We start from the raw sequence: 15,580 nt of genomic DNA, 5'->3' as shown, positions 1-15,580 counted from the left end.
GCTCGACACGAACGGAAAGACGAGGCTAGACACGCCCTAGCCATGCGACCCGAAATCCTCAACCCGCTCTTTGCCGCGCTGACCGACCTCAAGGGCGTCGGGCCGCAACTCGCCAAGCCGCTGACCCGGCTGGGGCTCGAACGCGTGATCGACGTGCTGTTCCACCTGCCGACCGGCCTCATCTCGCGCGTTCCGGTCGACCGGCTCGATCAGGCGCAGGCGGGCCAGACGATCATCGTCGACGTGACCGCGCAGGACTATCGCTCTGGCCGATCTCCGCGCGCGCCCTTCGGGGTCGAGGCGGTCGACCGCGCGGGCGATCATGTCCGGCTCGTCTATTTCGGCCGCACCTCCGGCCTCGCGCGCAAGCTGTTTCCGCTCGGGGAGGCGCGCCGCGTCTCGGGGCGGCTCGACCTTTATGGCGACATGCGCCAGATCGTGCATCCCGATCATGTCGCCGAACCCGGCGACGAGGGCGCCATCGCGATCCACGAACCCGTCTATCCGCTGACCGAGGGGCTGACCAACGCGCGACTGTCGCAGCTCGCCGCGGTGGCGCTCGACCGGCGACCCGAGCTTGCCGAATGGATCGACGCGCCGCTGCTCGCCTCGCGAAACTGGCCCGCGTGGCGCGAGGCGATGGAACGCGCGCACGCCAGCCCGCGCGACGAGGCGGCGCGCGACCGCCTCGCCTATGACGAGATTTTCGCGAGCCAGGTCGCGCTGATGCTGATCCGGCAGGGGTTGCGCACCCGCAAGGGGAGGGGGATTCGCGGTGACGGCCGGCTGACCGATGCGCTGAAACTGCCCTTCGGCCTGACCGGTGCGCAGGAGCGCGTCGGGCGCGAGATCGCGGGCGATATGGCGCAGGACGTGCCGATGCTGCGGATGCTCCAGGGCGACGTCGGTTCGGGCAAGACGCTCGTCGCGCTCCGTGCGATGCTGGCGGCGGTCGAAGCGGGAACGCAGGCGGCGTTGCTCGCCCCGACCGAAATCCTCGCGCGTCAGCATCATGCGACCTTGCAGGCGATGCTCGCGGGGCTGCCGGTCAACCTCGCGATCCTCACCGGCCGCGACAAGGGGAAGGTCCGCGAATCGACGCTGATGGGGCTGGCCGACGGCAGCATCGACATCCTCGTCGGCACCCACGCGATCTTTCAGGAGGCGGTGCAGTATCGCGACCTGTCGCTCGTCGTCGTCGACGAGCAGCACCGCTTCGGCGTCGCGCAGCGGCTGATGCTGACCGGCAAGGGCGCGCGCCCGCCGCACCTCCTCGTGATGACCGCGACCCCGATCCCGCGCACCCTGCAACTCGCCAACCACGGCGAGATGGACGTGTCGCGGATCGACGAGATGCCGCCGGGGCGCACGCCGGTCGATACGCGCGTCGTCTCGGTCGACCGGCTCGATGAGGTGGTGAGCGGGCTCGAACGCCATCTCGCGGGCGGCGCGCAGGCCTATTGGGTCTGTCCGTTGGTCGCGGAGAGCGAGACGAGCGAACTCGCGGCGGCCGAGGACCGTGCGGCGCTGCTGCGCGAACGCTTCGGCGATACCCGCGTCGGGCTCGTCCACGGCCGGATGAAGGGGCCGGACAAGGATGCGGTGATGGCGCGCTTTCAGGCGGGCGAGATCGGCGTCCTCGTCGCGACGACGGTGATCGAGGTCGGGGTCGACGTCCCCGCCGCCAGCCTGATGATCGTCGAACATGCCGAAAATTTCGGCCTCGCCCAGCTCCACCAGCTTCGCGGCCGCGTCGGGCGCGGCACGGCGAAATCGGTGTGCCTGCTGCTGCGTTCGCAGACTCTCTCCGAAACCGCGCGCGAGCGGCTGGCGCTGATGCGCGAGACGAACGACGGTTTCGTGATCGCCGAAAAGGATCTCGAACTGCGCGGCGGTGGCGAGCTGCTGGGGCTCAAGCAGTCGGGCGACGCCGACTATCGCCTCGCGACCCCCGAACAGCTCGTGCGCCTGCTTCCCGTCGCCCACGACGACGCGCGCCTGTTCGTCGAGCGCGACGGCGGCATGGACGGCCCGCGCGGCGAGGCGGTGCGCCTCTGCCTCTACCTCTTCGAACGCGACGCCGCGGTGCCGCTCTTGCGGAGCGGGTGAAGGACTCCCCGCTCGCTTGCGGGAGGGGGTGGCTTCCCATCCCGAGAATACTTTGTATTCTAACCTTTTTGGGAAGATGGAGAAGCCACCATGCAGGACCTGTCATCGGGCGAAGTGACCTTCACCGAAACCAGGCGCGTCGTCTTCGGCCGGCCGGCGGGGGAGGTGCTTCGCGAGCAGGCGGAGGCGATGGGCGCGCGGCGGGTGCTGCTGATCGCCTCGACCTCGCTGTGCACGCGCACCGACGCGATCGTGGGGATAGAGGCTGCGCTCGGCGGCCGTCATGCCGGCACCTTTCACGGCATCGCGCCGCACGCCCCCCGCTCGGACGTGCTCCGCGCGGTCGAGGCGGCGCGGGCGGTCGACGCGGACCTGATCGTCTCGATCGGCGGCGGATCGGTCATCGACGCGACCAAGATCGCCGCGCTCGCGCTCAAGCACGACATACGCCGCGTCGAGGATTTCGAGCCGCTGCGCACGCGCGTCGATGCCGACGGGCAGGCGGTCAATCCGCTGACCGAAGGCCCCGATATCCGCGTCGTCTGCGTGCCGACGACGCTGTCGGGCGGCGAGTTCAACCCGCGCTCGGGCGCCACCGACGAGCGGGCGCAACACAAGCAGGGCTATGGCCATCCGGCGATGGTTCCGGTCGCGATCGTCCTCGATCCGGCGCTCGCTGTCCACACTCCCGAATGGGTGTGGCTCTCGACCGGCGTGCGCGCGGTCGATCATTGCGTGGAGACGCTCGCGTCGTACCGCTCGAACGATTATGCCGACGGCCTCGCCGACAGCGCGCTGCGACTGCTTGTCGAGGGGCTGGCGCGGGTCAAGGCCGATCCGCGCGACCTCGAAGGGCGCCTCAAATGCCAGATCGGCGCGTGGCAGGCGATGATGCCGGTGCTCGCCGGGGTGCCGATGGGGGCAAGCCACGCGATCGGCCATGTGCTCGGCGGCACCTGCGGCGTCCCGCACGGCTATACCTCGTGCATCCTCTCACCCACGGTGCTCGCCTGGAACGCGGAGCATGACGCGCGCCGGCAGGGGCGGATACTGCAATGTCTGGGGAACGGGCAGGCGACGGCCGCGGCGGCGCTCGACGCTTTCGTGCGCGGTCTCGGCATGCCGCGCACGCTCGCGGAAGTCGGGGTGGACGAGGCGCAGTTCGGGCAGGTGGCGACCTATGCGATGCACGACCTCTGGCTGCGCACCAACCCGCGGCCGATCCGCGACGAAGGCGACGTGCTGGCGATATTGCGGATGGCGGCGTGACGGCGCAGGCGTGCGCCGTGCTTCGGTCCTAGTTGAGGTCGCCGCGCGCGCCCATGGCGCGGATCATCGGCAGATAATCCTCGACCCCGATCATCCGGTCGAACTGGACGCCGGTCTTGCCGCCCAGCGACCAGATGACCTTGGCGGTGATCCGGCCGACGATCGGCATGCGAAAGATGACGAGATCGCCGGGTTCGAGCCCGCGCTCGTAGCGCATCAGCAGGCCGTCGGCGCTGATGTTGACGCAGGTGCACATTTCCTGCCGCCCGTCGGGCAGCACGAAGGGAAGGCGGCAATATACGTCGCTGCGAGGCGAGAGCCGCTGGTCGAGGCCGACATAATTGGCCTTGTTCGTATCGATCTTGCGCATTGTCCTGGCCTTGCTGGTCTGGCCGGTCAGAATCGACTCGATTCCTCAATTATCGGTAAACGCTCATCGGATGACGAGGCCGTGGCGCTTGGCGCCCAGGCTCACCGGAACCGGCTCGGCGGCGGGCTGGATCAGGTGGTGCGGGTCGCGGATCACGACGCCGTCGACCTTCACCGCGCCCTCGTCGAGCTTGCGCCGCGCCTCCTTGTTCGAGCCCGCGAAGCCGAGTTCGCGCAGCGCGTCGAGGATGCGAAGCCCCTCCGCCGGCGCCGCGATCTGCGGCAGGTCGCCGCCGATATGCCCTTTTTCAAAGGTTTGCGCGGCGGTCTCGGCGGCCGTGCGCGCCGCTTCGGCGCCGCGGCACATCGCCGTCGCCTCGTTCGCGAGGATCTTCTTCGCCTCGTTGATCTCCGCGCCTTCGAGCGTTTCCAGCCGCGCGATCTCGTCGAGAGGCAGGTCGGTGAACAGCCGCAGGAACCGCCCGACGTCGCGGTCGTCGCTGTTGCGCCAATATTGCCAATAGTCAAAATGGGACAGTTGATCGGCGTTCAGCCACACCGCGCCGGCGGCGGTCTTGCCCATCTTGGCGCCCGCCGCGGTGGTCAGCAGCGGCGTCGTGACGCCGTAAAGCTCGGCGCCGTCCATCCGGCGCCCCAGCTCGACGCCGTTGACGATATTGCCCCACTGGTCCGACCCGCCCATCTGCAACCGCACCCCCATCGCCTTCGACAGATGGCGGAAATCATAACCCTGAAGGATCATGTAGTTGAATTCGAGGAAGGTCATCGGCTGTTCGCGGTCGAGCCGCAGCTTGACCGAATCGAAGGTCAGCATCCGGTTGATCGTGAAATGCGTGCCCACTTCCTGCAGCAATTCGATGTAGCCGAGCTGGCCGAGCCAGTCGTGATTGTTGACCATCACCGCGTCGGCCGGCCCGTCGCCAAAGGTCAGGAAGGGTTCGAAGATGGTGCGGATCGACGCGATATTCGCCTCGATCGTCGCGTCGTCCAGCATCCTGCGGCTCTCGTCGCGCCCCGTCGGGTCGCCGATCCGCGTCGTCCCGCCGCCCATCAGCACGACCGGCTTGTGCCCCGCCTGCTGGAGCCGGCGGAGCAGCATGATCTGGACCAGGCTGCCGACATGCAGGCTGGGCGCGGTCGCGTCGAAGCCGATATAGCCGGGCACGACCTGCTTCGCCGCGAGCGCATCGAGCCCTTCCGCGTCGGTCGTCTGGTGGATATAGCCCCGCTCGTCGAGCAGGCGCAGCAGGTCGGATTTGTAATGGGTCATGGCGCGCGGGCGCTTAGCACGCGAAGGGCGCAAACCCAACACCGTTCGCCCCCTGCTTTCGCGGGGCAGGCTCCGAGCTTGTCGAAGGGCCGTGCTTCCTTCTAAACCTCTTGCATGAGCTTCTGGGCCTATATGCTGCACTGTAGGGGCGGGGCCTATTATACCGGGCACACCGACAATCTGACGCATCGTATGGCGCAGCATGAATCGGGGGAATTTCCGGGATTCACCGCGGACAGACTGCCTGTAGCCCTCGTCTGGAGTCAGGAATTCCCGACCCGCATCGAAGCGCTGGAAGCCGAACGCCGCATCAAGGGCTGGAGCCGGGCGAAGAAAATGGCGCTGATCCGCGGCGACTGGAATAGGATTTCGGTCTTGGCAAAAGGCAAGAACGGTCCTTCGACAAGCTCAGGACGAACGGAGAGAGAAATGCCGGTCCCCCCCACACCCGTTCGCCCTGAGCTTGTCGAAGGGCTGCCCTTGTCCTGCCATCCCCAAACGCCTTCGTCCGCGGTTCAGGGCATAAGCATCGATATCCGCAGGGAAGGCCGTGCCCTCGCGCTCAGCTATAAGCTGACCGGCGATCTCGGAAGGCTCCATCTCCCGGCGCCCCTCCCGCCCGCCCAGGCGGACCGGCTTTGGGAGCGGACATGTTTCGAGGCTTTCGTAAAACCCGAAGGCGGCAGCGCCTATATAGAGTTCAATTTCGACCCCGCTCGACGGTGGGCGACCTACGCATTCGATCAATATCGACGGGCGGCCGCCCTGACGGTGATACCGGCCCCCCGCATCGGGATGCCCGAACGAAATGGGGGATTTGTGATCGCGCCGACGATCTATCTCGAAGCGGCTGGCCCTGTCCGAGTCGCCCTCTCCGCCGTCATCGAAGAAACCGACGGCACCAAATCCTATTGGGCACTCCGCCACCCGCCCGGCAAGCCCGATTTCCATCATCCCGATTGCTTTGCGCTGGCGCTTGGGGCACCGGACGGCGCATGACCCTGTCCTTCGGCATCGACCGCCTGCTCGCCGAGCCCGATCTGCGCAAGCCGCTGGAGGGGCGGCGCGTTGCATTGCTCGCGCACCCGGCGTCGGTCACCGCGGACCTGACCCACAGCCTCGACGCGCTGGTCGCGGCGGGGGTGAACGTCACCGCGGTCTTCGGGCCGCAGCACGGCGTGCGCGGCGACCTTCAGGACAATATGATGGAGTCGCCCGACTTCACCGATCCGACTTATGGCATGCCGGTGTTCAGCCTCTATGGCGAGGTCCGCCGGCCGACCGGTCAATCGATGCACATGTTCGACGTGATGCTGGTCGACCTTCAGGACCTCGGCTGCCGCATCTACACTTATGTCACGACCCTGCTCTACATGCTCGAGGCCGCGGCGCAGCACGGCAAGGCGGTGTGGGTGCTCGACCGGCCCAACCCCGCCGGCCGCCCGGTCGAGGGCACGCGGCTACGCGCGGGCTGGGAGAGCTTCGTGGGCGCCGGGCCGATGATGATGCGCCACGGGCTGACGATGGGCGAGATGGGACATTGGTTCATCCGCCATTTCGGGCTGAACGTCGAGTATCGCGTGATCGAAATGGCGGGGTGGGAGCCCGACGCCGCGCCGGGCTTCGGCTGGCCGCCCGAACGCCTATGGATCAACCCCAGCCCCAACGCCGCCAACGTCAATATGGCGCGCGCCTATGCCGGGACGGTGATGGTCGAGGGCGCGACGCTGAGCGAGGGCAGGGGAACGACGCGCCCGCTCGAACTGTTCGGCGCGCCCGACATCGACGCGCGCGCGGTCATTGCCGAAATGCACCGCCTCGCGCCCGAATGGCTCGGCGGCTGCAAGCTGCGCGACATCTGGTTTCAGCCGACCTTCCACAAGCATGTCGGCGCGCTCAACAGCGGCGTCCATATTCATGCCGAAGGACCATGGTACGACCCCGCCGCCTTTCGCCCGTGGCGCGTGCAGGCGCTGGGCTTCAAGGCGATCCGCAGCCTTTATCCCGACTATCCGATCTGGCGTGGCACCGACTTCAAATATGAATACACCGACGATGTGCTCGCGATCGACGTGATCAACGGCTCGCCGCTGCTGCGCGAATGGGTCGACGATGCGGGCGCAAAGCCGGGCGATCTCGATGCGCTCGCGGTGCCCGACGAGGCGGGCTGGCGCGAAGAGATTGCAGAATTGCTATTATATTGAACATTATCTTCCTCCTCCATTTGCCCCGAGCTTGTCGATGGGCTGTCCTTTTCTTCGGACGGAGCAGGAAAAACGGCCCTTCGACAAGCTCAGGGCAAATGGGAAAAAGGGGTGGTTGAGACCATGCATCGACGGCAATTCATGGGCGCGGCGGCGCTCGGCGGGCTGGCGGTCGGCCTGCCCGCGGCAAGCTGGGCGGCGGAGGATTTTGCGGGTCTCGCCAACATGGCGAAGGATGCACAGCCGATCGGCGCCGCGGAACGCCAGGCGCGGCTGGCCAAGGCGACCGAATTACTGCGTGCCAACGACATGGACGCGCTGCTGATCGAGCCCGGTGCCAGCCTCATCTATTTCACCGGCGTCCGCTGGGGACGGAGCGAGCGGCTGACCGCCGCGGTGCTCACGCGCGAGGGCGAGGTGGCGATCGTCACCCCCTTTTTCGAGGAACCGTCGGTGCGTGAAAGCCTGGGCGTGGAGGCAGAGGTGCTGACCTGGAACGAGGATGAGAATCCGCTCGCGGCGGTCGCGGCGTGGCTTGGCAAACGCGGGCTGGCCAGGGGACGCGTCGGCGTCGAGGAAACGGTGCGATACTTTGCGGTCGATGGACTCGAAAAGGCGATGCCGGGCGTCACCATAGTCAATGGCGCGCCGGTCGTGCGCGGATGCCGGATGGTGAAATCGGCGGCCGAGATCGCGCTGATGCAGTTGGCCACCGACATCACCATGGCCGCCTATCGCTACACCGCGCCGCGGGTCGAGGCGGGGATGACGCGTGCCGATGTCGGGGCGCTCATGAACGGCGCGACGAAGGCGCTCGGCGGGTCGCCCGAATTCGCGCTGGTCCTGCTCGGCGAGGCGAGCGCCTATCCGCACGGCAGCGGTCAGCCGCAGATCGTGCGGCCGGGCGAGGTGGTGCTGATGGATTGCGGCTGTAACGTCCATGGCTATCAGTCCGACGTGTCGCGAAGCTGGGTCCACGGTACCGCGACCGCGCGCCAGCGGCAGGTGTGGGAACAGATGCGGCAGGGTCAGCTCGTCGCTTTCGAGGCGGCGAAGGTCGGCACCCCCGCGGGGCAGGTCGACGACGCGGTGCGCGCCTATTACGAAGGGCTCGGCTATGGCCCCGGCTACAAGCTTCCCGGCACCTCGCACCGCACCGGCCACGGCATCGGGCTTGACGGGCACGAGCCGGTCAACCTGGTGCGCGGAGAGGCGACGCGGCTCGCCCCCGGCATGTGCTTCTCGAACGAACCCGGCATCTACATCCCCGGCGAATTCGGCATCCGCATAGAGGATTGCTTCCACATGACCGAAAGCGGCCCGCTGTGGTTCAGCAAGCCGCCGCTGTCGCTCGACGATCCCATAGGATAGGTTGAACCCGACCCCGAACGGATCATGGGGGTGTATCCAGCCCCCGCGGCCGCTGCACCAGGCTGACCAGCACGAAGCTGATGATCATCAGCAGATACCAGCTTCCCAGCTTTTCGATTCCGACCATCTGCCAGCCGGCTTCCTGGTTCGGATAGCGCCACGCGCGGGCGAAGGTGCCGATATTCTCGGCGAACCAGATGAACAGCGCGACGAGGCCCCAGCCGACGAGCAGCGGCATGCGGCGGTGGACATGCAGCGGGCGAAACCATACCTGACAGCGCCAGAACAGTAGCGCGGTTGCCGCGAAGAGCAGCCAGCGAATGTCGGGCAGCCAGTGGTGCGCAAAGAAATTGACATAGATCGCCGTCGCGAGCGCCCAGGTCGCCCAGGCGGGCGGATAACGGGTGTAGCGGAAATCGAAGATGCGCCAGACGCGCGCGATATAGCTGCCGACCGCGGCATACATGAAGCCCGAAAAGAGCGGCACCGCGCCGATATGCAGCAGGCTCGCCTCGGGATATTGCCACGATCCTGCGGCGGTCTTGAACAGTTCCATCACCGTGCCGACGATGTGGAAGATCAGGATGACGACGGCCTCTTTCGGCGTTTCCAGCCGGAAGAGGAGCATCGAAAGCTGGATCAGCACCGCACCCATGGTCAGCGCGTCATAGCGGTGAATTGGCGCGTCCTCGGGCCACAGGAAATGTGTCGCGAGCAGCAGCGCCAGCATCAGCGCGCCGAACAGGCAGGCCCAGCCCTGCTTGAAGCCGAAAACGAGGAATTCGAGGAACCAGCCGCGCGGTCCCGGCTCGACCGCCATCGCCTCGAGCCGCGTGCGGACCCGGTAGAAGCGCGAATGGGCGCGGCGCGGCTCAGACATGGACGGCGACCAGCGCGATCAGCGACGCGGCGGGAAGCAGCAGCGCCTGCGCCAGGATGGTTCCTGCGAGGCGGCTCAGCGAGATAAGGGCGATCGCGCGGCGGAAATCGGCCTCGCCGACCTGCCCCTCGACCGCGTCGTCGGTCATCACCGAAAGCTGCGGGTCGATGAAGGCGAAGAGCAGGATGGTCGCGAAGCCATTGATGAGGGCGGACAATTGCGAGGCGGTGACGCGATATTCGGGGGCGAGATAGCCGGCATAGAGCGACGCGACGACCCCGACGGCGAGCAGCGATTGCGCCAGGCAATTGGCGATCAGCACCCCCCAGCCGATCCCTTGCGGCATGTGCCAGCCGCGCAAATGCCCGAGGCTGGGCAGGCGCAGCGACCGGCGCAGCGTGCGCAGCCCGCTCGGGCTGGCGGCCTTCAGCGCGAGCTTCGTCGTCGAGCGATTGTCCTGATACCAGCCGATCGCCGCCGCGAACATGCGCTGCCCGGTCGGGACGAGCAGGATGCCGACCAGCGTCGCGACGCTCGCCGCGGCGAGGACGAACTGCATGTCGACGAACAGCGATGCGCCGCTGCCGTCGTGAATCCGCGTCTCGATCCTTTTGGCGAGGAAGGGGCCAAGAAAGCTGTTCGAGGTGCGCGAGAAGAGGACGAGGATGTTGAACAGCGCGAACGACATGGCGATCCGCCGCGTCCGCACCCCCGCGATCCGCGCGGCGTAGGCGAGGGCGCCGATCAGGTTGATGAAGCCGGTGAGAAGAAGGATGGTGACGAGGGGGAGGTCGAACATCGTCCGGGCCTATTGTGAGGAACCCGGATTCCGCGTCATTGCGAGCGAAGCGAAGCAATCCAGGACGGTTTACGGGGCCTCTGGATTGCCACGCGGCTTCGCCGCTCGCAATGACGATTCATTCGACGCCCGGATCAATGCTTGCGCGTCAACTCACGCATCGCGTCGTCCAGCCCCGCCAGCGTCAGCGGATACATGCGGTCGTTCATCAACTGTTTGATCATCTTGACCGACTGGGTGTAGCCCCAATGCGCCTCGGGCACCGGGTTCAGCCACACCGCGGCGGGATAGACGTTGGTCATCCGCTGGACCCAGACCGCGCCCGATTCTTCGTTGAAATGTTCGACGCTGCCGCCCGGATGGCTGATCTCATAGGCGCTCATCGACGCGTCGCCGACGAACACCAGCTTATAATCATGGCCATATTTGTGGAGGATATCCCACATCGGCGTGCGTTCGGACCAGCGGCGCTTGTTGTCCTTCCACACCCCTTCATAGGGGCAGTTGTGGAAATAAAAGAATTCCAGATTCTTGAACTCGCTCGTCGCGGCGCTGAACAACTCCTCGCACAGCTTGATGAACGGGTCCATCGACCCGCCGACGTCGAGGAACAGCAGCAGCTTGACCGCGTTGCGCCGCTCCGGGCGCATGCGGATGTCGAGCCAGCCCTGCCGCGCGGTGCCGTCGATCGTACCGGGGATGTCGAGCTCGTCGGCCGCGCCTTCGCGCGCGAACTTGCGCAGACGGCGCAGCGCGATCTTGATGTTGCGGGTGCCGAGTTCCTTGGTGTTGTCGAGATTCTGGAACTCGCGCTTTTCCCAGACTTTCAGCGCACGCTTGTGCTTGCTCTCGCCGCCGATCCGCACGCCTTCCGGGTTGTAGCCGGAGTTGCCGAAGGGCGAGGTGCCGCCGGTGCCGATCCATTTGTTGCCGCCCTGGTGGCGTTTCTGCTGCTCCTCGAGTCGCTTCTTCAGCGTCTCCATGATCTCGTCCCACGAGCCGAGCGACTTGATCGCCTCCATCTCCTCGGGGGTCAGATATTTCTCGGCCACCGCCTTCAGCCATTCCTCGGGAATGTCGACCGGCGCCTGGCCGTAATCGGCGAGCAGCCCCTTGAAGACCTTGTTGAACACCTGGTCGAAGCGGTCGAGCAGCCCCTCGTCCTTCACATAGATGGCGCGCGAGAGGTAATAGAATTGCTCGGGACTGCGGTCGATCACCTCGCGGTCGAGCGCCTCCAGCAGCATCAGATGCTCTTTCAGGCTGGCGGGAATGCCCGCGGCGCGCAGCTCGTCGAGGAAGCCGAAAAACATCGGGTAGGCGTAACCCGTCGGCGCGGCGGGCGCAATCACTTTACGTAAACGGAAAGCATCGCCCGCTCCATCCATTGACCCCGCGTTAACCATTGTCCGGCATGACCGCTCGATTGTCATCCATGGGTGCCGCAATGAAATATGATCCGATCACCTCGGCCCAGCCGATCCTCGACCAGTCGGTCGCGAGCGATTGCGGCGAGCTGGCCGTCGGGTGCAGCGAGGCGGCGGGGCGGATCAAGCGGGCGACAGACCAGATGGACCGCCAGATCGCCGAACTCGGCCGGCTCGAGGATTATGTCGCGGGGCTGGAGGCCGATCAGCGTCAGATCGCCGATTCGACCGACGAGGCGAAGCTGCTGTCGGCGCGCGCCTGCGAACAGCTCGACGTCGGGGCCGAGCGCGTGAACAGCGCGGTCGCCGAATTCCGGTCGGTCATCGACCTCGTCGCGCGGCTCGGCCAGCATGTCACCAATTTCGCCGCGGTGATGGAGCAGGTGCAGCAGGTCAGCCAGTCGATCGAATCGATCGCCAAGACCACCAACATGCTCGCCCTGAACGCCGCGATCGAGGCCGAACGCGCCGGCGATGCCGGACGCACTTTCGCGGTCGTCGCCGCCGAGGTGAAGAAGCTGGCGCAGAACACGCGCGGCGCGACCGACGAGATCCGCCGCTCGATCGGCAGCCTCGCGACCGAGGCGAGCGGGCTGGTCACCGAAATCCAGTCGGGGGTCGAACAGTCGAGCCGCGCCGAGGCGCAGTTCGAGACGATCACCGACGCGCTGCACGACGCGACCCACCTCGTCGCGCTGCTCGACGACCAGAGCGACCGCATCGCGCAGTCGAGCGCGATGGTCCACGCGAACGGCGCCCGCGTGCGCGAGGCGGTCGACCGCGTCGTCGCCTCGGTGCGCGAGAACGGCACGACGCTGGGCGACACCCGCGATTCGATCCTGACGATGGAGCATGTGTCGAACCGCATGTTCAACGCCGTGATCTCGGCGGGCGTGTCTCCGCGCGATTCCGCCATCGTCGAACTGGCCGCGAAGGTGCGCGACGAATTCGTCGGCCTCGCCGAAGCCGCGCTGGCCAAGGGCGAGCTGACGGCGGAGCAGCTTTTCGACACGGATTACGTCCGCGTGCCGGGGTCGAACCCCGAACGCTTCCGCACCAGCCTGTGCGACTGGGCCGACGCCAACTGGCGCCCGCTGTTCGACCGCATCGTCGCCGGGCATCCCGAGATCAGGATGTCGTCCGCGGGCGACATGAACGGTTTTCTGCCGACCCACATCAGCGACTGCTCGCGCGCGCCCACCGGCGATATCGAGCACGACACCGCACACTGCCGCAACGGGCGAATCCTGTTCGACGAAACCGACGCCGCGGCGAAGCGCAGCACCGCGCCCTTCTTCATGACCGTCTATCGTCAGGAGGGCGACGGCATCAACTATGTCACCGTGCGCAACGTATATATGCCTGCGGTGATCGGCGGCCGCCGCTGGGGCGACGTTGAGGTGGCGTACCAGCTTTGATGGATGTCCTTGCGAGCGAAGCGACGCAATCTCCAGCTACTGGGCTAGAGCAAGGCCGATAGCTGGAGATTGCTTCGTCGCTACGCTCCTCGCCATGACGCGTTGTTTCAGCTCCCCTGCCGCCGTGCCATGAAGGCGAGCTTTTCGAACAGCATCACGTCCTGCTCATTCTTGAGCAAGGCGCCGTGCAGCGGCGGGATCGCCTTGCCGACGTCGCGGTTCTGGAGCACCTCCAGCGGCATGTCCTCGGCGAGCAGCAGCTTCAGCCAGTCGATCAGCTCGCTGGTCGACGGCTTCTTCTTGAGCCCCGGCACGTCGCGCACGTCGTAGAAGATATCCATGGCGCGGCTGACCAGCGTCTTCTGGATGCCGGGAAAATGGACGTCGACGATCTCGGCCATCGTATCGCGGTCGGGGAATTTGATATAGTGGAAGAAGCAGCGGCGCAGGAAGGCGTCGGGCAGTTCCTTTTCGTTGTTCGAGGTGATGACGACGATCGGGCGCTCCTTCGCGGTGATCGTCTCGTCGGTCTCATAGACGTGGAACGCCATGCGATCGAGTTCCTGGAGCAGGTCGTTCGGAAATTCGATGTCGGCCTTGTCGATCTCGTCGATCAGCAGCACGGGCAGCTTGGGCGAGGTGAAGGCCTCCCACAATTTGCCCTGGCGGATATAGTTGCGGATGTCGTGGACGCGCTCTTCGCCGAGCTGGCCGTCGCGCAGGCGCGCGACCGCGTCATATTCGTACAGGCCCTGCTGCGCCTTGGTCGTCGACTTGATGTTCCAGGTGATGAGGGGGGCGTCGAAGGCCTTGGCGATCTCCTCGGCCAGCACCGTCTTGCCGGTGCCGGGTTCGCCCTTCACCAGCAACGGGCGGCGCAGCATCGTCGCGGCATTGACCGCGACCTTCAGATCGTCGGTCGCGATATAGGCGCTGGTTCCCTCGAAACGCATCGGCTCGCTGCCTTTCCCTTAACGTGAACGTCAACTTTGGGTCGGGCATAGCGATGGGCGGGGGAGGGTGCAACCCAATCTCCCGTCCCGCTTGCGGGAGGGGGAACGATCAGCCGTCGGCCCGGCTGGCGGCGCGGGCTTCGAGCAGGTCCCACAGGCCGCTGTGCTGGGCGATGAGCTGCTGCGCGCCAAAGACCATCGCGCGTTCGACCGCCGGGCTGTCGCCGATCGTGCCGGCGAGCCGCGCGGTGCCCGGCAGGTCGGGCAAGGTGCAGCGGGATGGCGCGAGGTCGAGCCGCTGGGCGCTGATGTCGAGCAGGACGCGGATCGTGCGCCAGTCGAGGGTCAGCGCGATCGCGGCGCCGACCGCGCAGCCATGGCGGTCGGATTCGGCGAGCATGTCGAGCGCCTTGCACTGCGCCGCGACCGCGGCCTCGCACTGGTCCTGCCCCTGGGTGCTCGGAACCGGGCCGGCGGCGGCGGTGATTCGGGACAGGAAGGCGCGCTCCTGCGCGAAGGCCTCCGCCGCCTCGTCCATCCACTGGCGCGAGGCGGGGTCGACCGCCTTGCGCGCCGCGGCGTCGATCACGCCGGGATGGCGGCCGTGGAGCAGGCAAAGGAAATGGACTGCATCGGCCAGGTTGCGCATCGCGTGGACGCCGCTCGACAGCGCGCCCGACCGGACATGCGCATGCGCGCCGGTGCCCTCGCTGGCGATCAGCGAATCGAGCAGGTCGGCGACGCCGCGTATCTGCGGTCTGGGCTGGGGCGAACGGCTCAACGCATCATCCTCGCTTGCGGGCGGCCGGTGGGCCGCGGACAACAGGGGTCGGTCGATCAGCCATAGCGCAACGTCGTAAACGCCGCGTTTATGCGAGTCCGCGAAATACGACGAGCCGTTCCGGAAAGGGACGAGGGGTGCGAAACGACCGGCAAGCCGGGAAAGGCTTGCCGGTCGCACGGGCGGCCCGGTGGATGGTCGGGCCGCGGGTCGGGGCCGGCCGGACGGGGAGAGGGAGGCCCGTCCGGCCCCGGCCGATGGGGTCAGGCGGCGAGCGCCATATCGTCGCGGGCGGCGGCGGGAACGTCGCCCGCGACCGTCGTCAGCGCCGCGGCCGCATCGGTGCGGCGGGCCGGGAAGAGCAGGCGCGAGCCGAGCACGACGATGCCGAGGCCGAAATAGGCGGCGATGCTCTCGACCGGGAAGAAAAAGAGCGGCGCGATGAAGGCAAGGCGCAGCCACAGCGGGTTGAAGCCGAAGTCCTGGCCCACGGCCTCGCAGATGCCGAAGAAGGTATCGCGGCGGCGGAAGAGATTGGTGGTTTCGCTGTCCATTTTTGTCTTTCCTCTTGGCTGCGGGCATCGCCCCTTGCTCGTGCCCCCAGCCTCGCAAGGGGCGTGCCAAATTCGCTGATGTCCGATTTCCCGCCCGATTTTTCGTGGACTCGCCGACGTTGGGCAAGGTCGTGCTGGGAATTTTCCCCATCGGG

Annotated in this window: 14 protein-coding genes; 6 read left to right on the top strand and 8 right to left on the bottom strand. The window is 66.7% G+C overall.

Annotated features, from left to right (window positions below; genetic code table 11):
* Positions 1 to 42: 42 nt before the first annotated feature.
* Positions 43 to 2,109, top strand: a complete 2,067-nt coding sequence (gene recG / locus FHR21_RS17180; protein ID WP_184100543.1) for an ATP-dependent DNA helicase RecG — start codon at positions 43 to 45, stop codon at positions 2,107 to 2,109.
* A 90-nt stretch (positions 2,110 to 2,199) separates the two neighbouring features.
* A complete protein-coding gene (locus FHR21_RS17175) occupies positions 2,200 to 3,378 on the top strand; it encodes an iron-containing alcohol dehydrogenase (RefSeq protein ID WP_184100541.1) in 1,179 nt (392 codons plus the stop codon).
* A gap of 28 nt (positions 3,379 to 3,406) precedes the next feature.
* Here FHR21_RS17175 and FHR21_RS17170 read toward each other — a convergent pair whose 3' ends face one another.
* The gene (locus FHR21_RS17170) at positions 3,407 to 3,748 is read right to left on the bottom strand and encodes a PilZ domain-containing protein (RefSeq protein WP_184100539.1); all 342 of its coding nucleotides are present in this window, start codon (positions 3,746 to 3,748) and stop codon (positions 3,407 to 3,409) included.
* A gap of 63 nt (positions 3,749 to 3,811) precedes the next feature.
* Entirely contained in the window at positions 3,812 to 5,038 is a 1,227-nt protein-coding gene (gene tyrS / locus FHR21_RS17165; RefSeq protein WP_184100537.1) for a tyrosine--tRNA ligase, read from the bottom strand.
* 114 nt (positions 5,039 to 5,152) lie between these two features.
* Between tyrS and FHR21_RS17160 the strand changes: the two genes are divergently transcribed.
* The 3 genes from FHR21_RS17160 (at position 5,153) to FHR21_RS17150 (ending at position 8,613) form a co-directional block, all read left to right on the top strand.
* Positions 5,153 to 6,037 carry a GIY-YIG nuclease family protein gene (locus FHR21_RS17160; RefSeq protein WP_184100535.1) on the top strand — a complete coding sequence of 295 codons (885 nt, stop codon included), beginning with the start codon at positions 5,153 to 5,155 and terminating at the stop codon, positions 6,035 to 6,037.
* 2 nt (positions 6,038 to 6,039) lie between these two features.
* Positions 6,040 to 7,242 (top strand): exo-beta-N-acetylmuramidase NamZ family protein, encoded by a 1,203-nt coding sequence (locus tag FHR21_RS17155; RefSeq protein WP_184100578.1) that lies wholly within the window; start codon positions 6,040 to 6,042, stop codon positions 7,240 to 7,242.
* 123 nt (positions 7,243 to 7,365) lie between these two features.
* Entirely contained in the window at positions 7,366 to 8,613 is a 1,248-nt protein-coding gene (locus tag FHR21_RS17150; RefSeq protein WP_184100576.1) for a M24 family metallopeptidase, read from the top strand.
* 22 nt (positions 8,614 to 8,635) lie between these two features.
* On the opposite strand, the gene FHR21_RS17145 is transcribed toward FHR21_RS17150, so the two are convergent.
* The 3 genes from FHR21_RS17145 to FHR21_RS17135 all read right to left on the bottom strand — a co-directional run bounded on the left by FHR21_RS17145 (position 8,636) and on the right by FHR21_RS17135 (position 11,605).
* Positions 8,636 to 9,493, bottom strand: coding sequence for a DUF817 domain-containing protein (locus tag FHR21_RS17145; RefSeq protein WP_184100533.1), 858 nt, complete (start codon positions 9,491 to 9,493; stop codon positions 8,636 to 8,638).
* Entirely contained in the window at positions 9,486 to 10,292 is an 807-nt protein-coding gene (locus FHR21_RS17140; RefSeq protein WP_184100531.1) for a lipid II flippase Amj family protein, read from the bottom strand. Before FHR21_RS17140 ends, FHR21_RS17145 begins: the two co-directional genes overlap by 8 nt.
* 134 nt (positions 10,293 to 10,426) lie before the next feature.
* Positions 10,427 to 11,605, bottom strand: a complete 1,179-nt coding sequence (locus FHR21_RS17135; RefSeq protein ID WP_184100529.1) for a vWA domain-containing protein — start codon at positions 11,603 to 11,605, stop codon at positions 10,427 to 10,429.
* A gap of 134 nt (positions 11,606 to 11,739) precedes the next feature.
* Here FHR21_RS17135 and FHR21_RS17130 point away from each other — a divergent pair, with 134 nt between their 5' ends.
* Complete coding sequence (locus FHR21_RS17130; protein ID WP_184100527.1) at positions 11,740 to 13,137, top strand: methyl-accepting chemotaxis protein; 1,398 nt, start codon at positions 11,740 to 11,742, stop codon at positions 13,135 to 13,137.
* A 107-nt stretch (positions 13,138 to 13,244) separates the two neighbouring features.
* Here FHR21_RS17130 and FHR21_RS17125 read toward each other — a convergent pair whose 3' ends face one another.
* From FHR21_RS17125 to FHR21_RS17115, 3 genes are all read right to left on the bottom strand, one after another.
* Positions 13,245 to 14,090: an AAA family ATPase gene (locus FHR21_RS17125; RefSeq protein ID WP_184100525.1), complete on the bottom strand. Its 846-nt coding sequence runs from the start codon at positions 14,088 to 14,090 to the stop codon at positions 13,245 to 13,247.
* A gap of 109 nt (positions 14,091 to 14,199) precedes the next feature.
* Positions 14,200 to 14,871, bottom strand: a complete 672-nt coding sequence (locus tag FHR21_RS17120) for a DUF6975 family protein (RefSeq protein WP_184100523.1) — start codon at positions 14,869 to 14,871, stop codon at positions 14,200 to 14,202.
* A 263-nt stretch (positions 14,872 to 15,134) separates the two neighbouring features.
* Positions 15,135 to 15,425 (bottom strand): PspC domain-containing protein, encoded by a 291-nt coding sequence (locus tag FHR21_RS17115; protein ID WP_246427294.1) that lies wholly within the window; start codon positions 15,423 to 15,425, stop codon positions 15,135 to 15,137.
* Positions 15,426 to 15,580 lie beyond the last annotated feature (155 nt).

Origin of the sequence: Sphingopyxis panaciterrulae (genome assembly GCF_014199295.1) — a bacterium.
GTDB classification, from domain to species: domain Bacteria; phylum Pseudomonadota; class Alphaproteobacteria; order Sphingomonadales; family Sphingomonadaceae; genus Sphingopyxis; species Sphingopyxis panaciterrulae.
The sequence above is the reverse complement of the archived record's forward strand: the minus strand, read 5'-3'. Positions and strand labels throughout refer to the sequence as shown.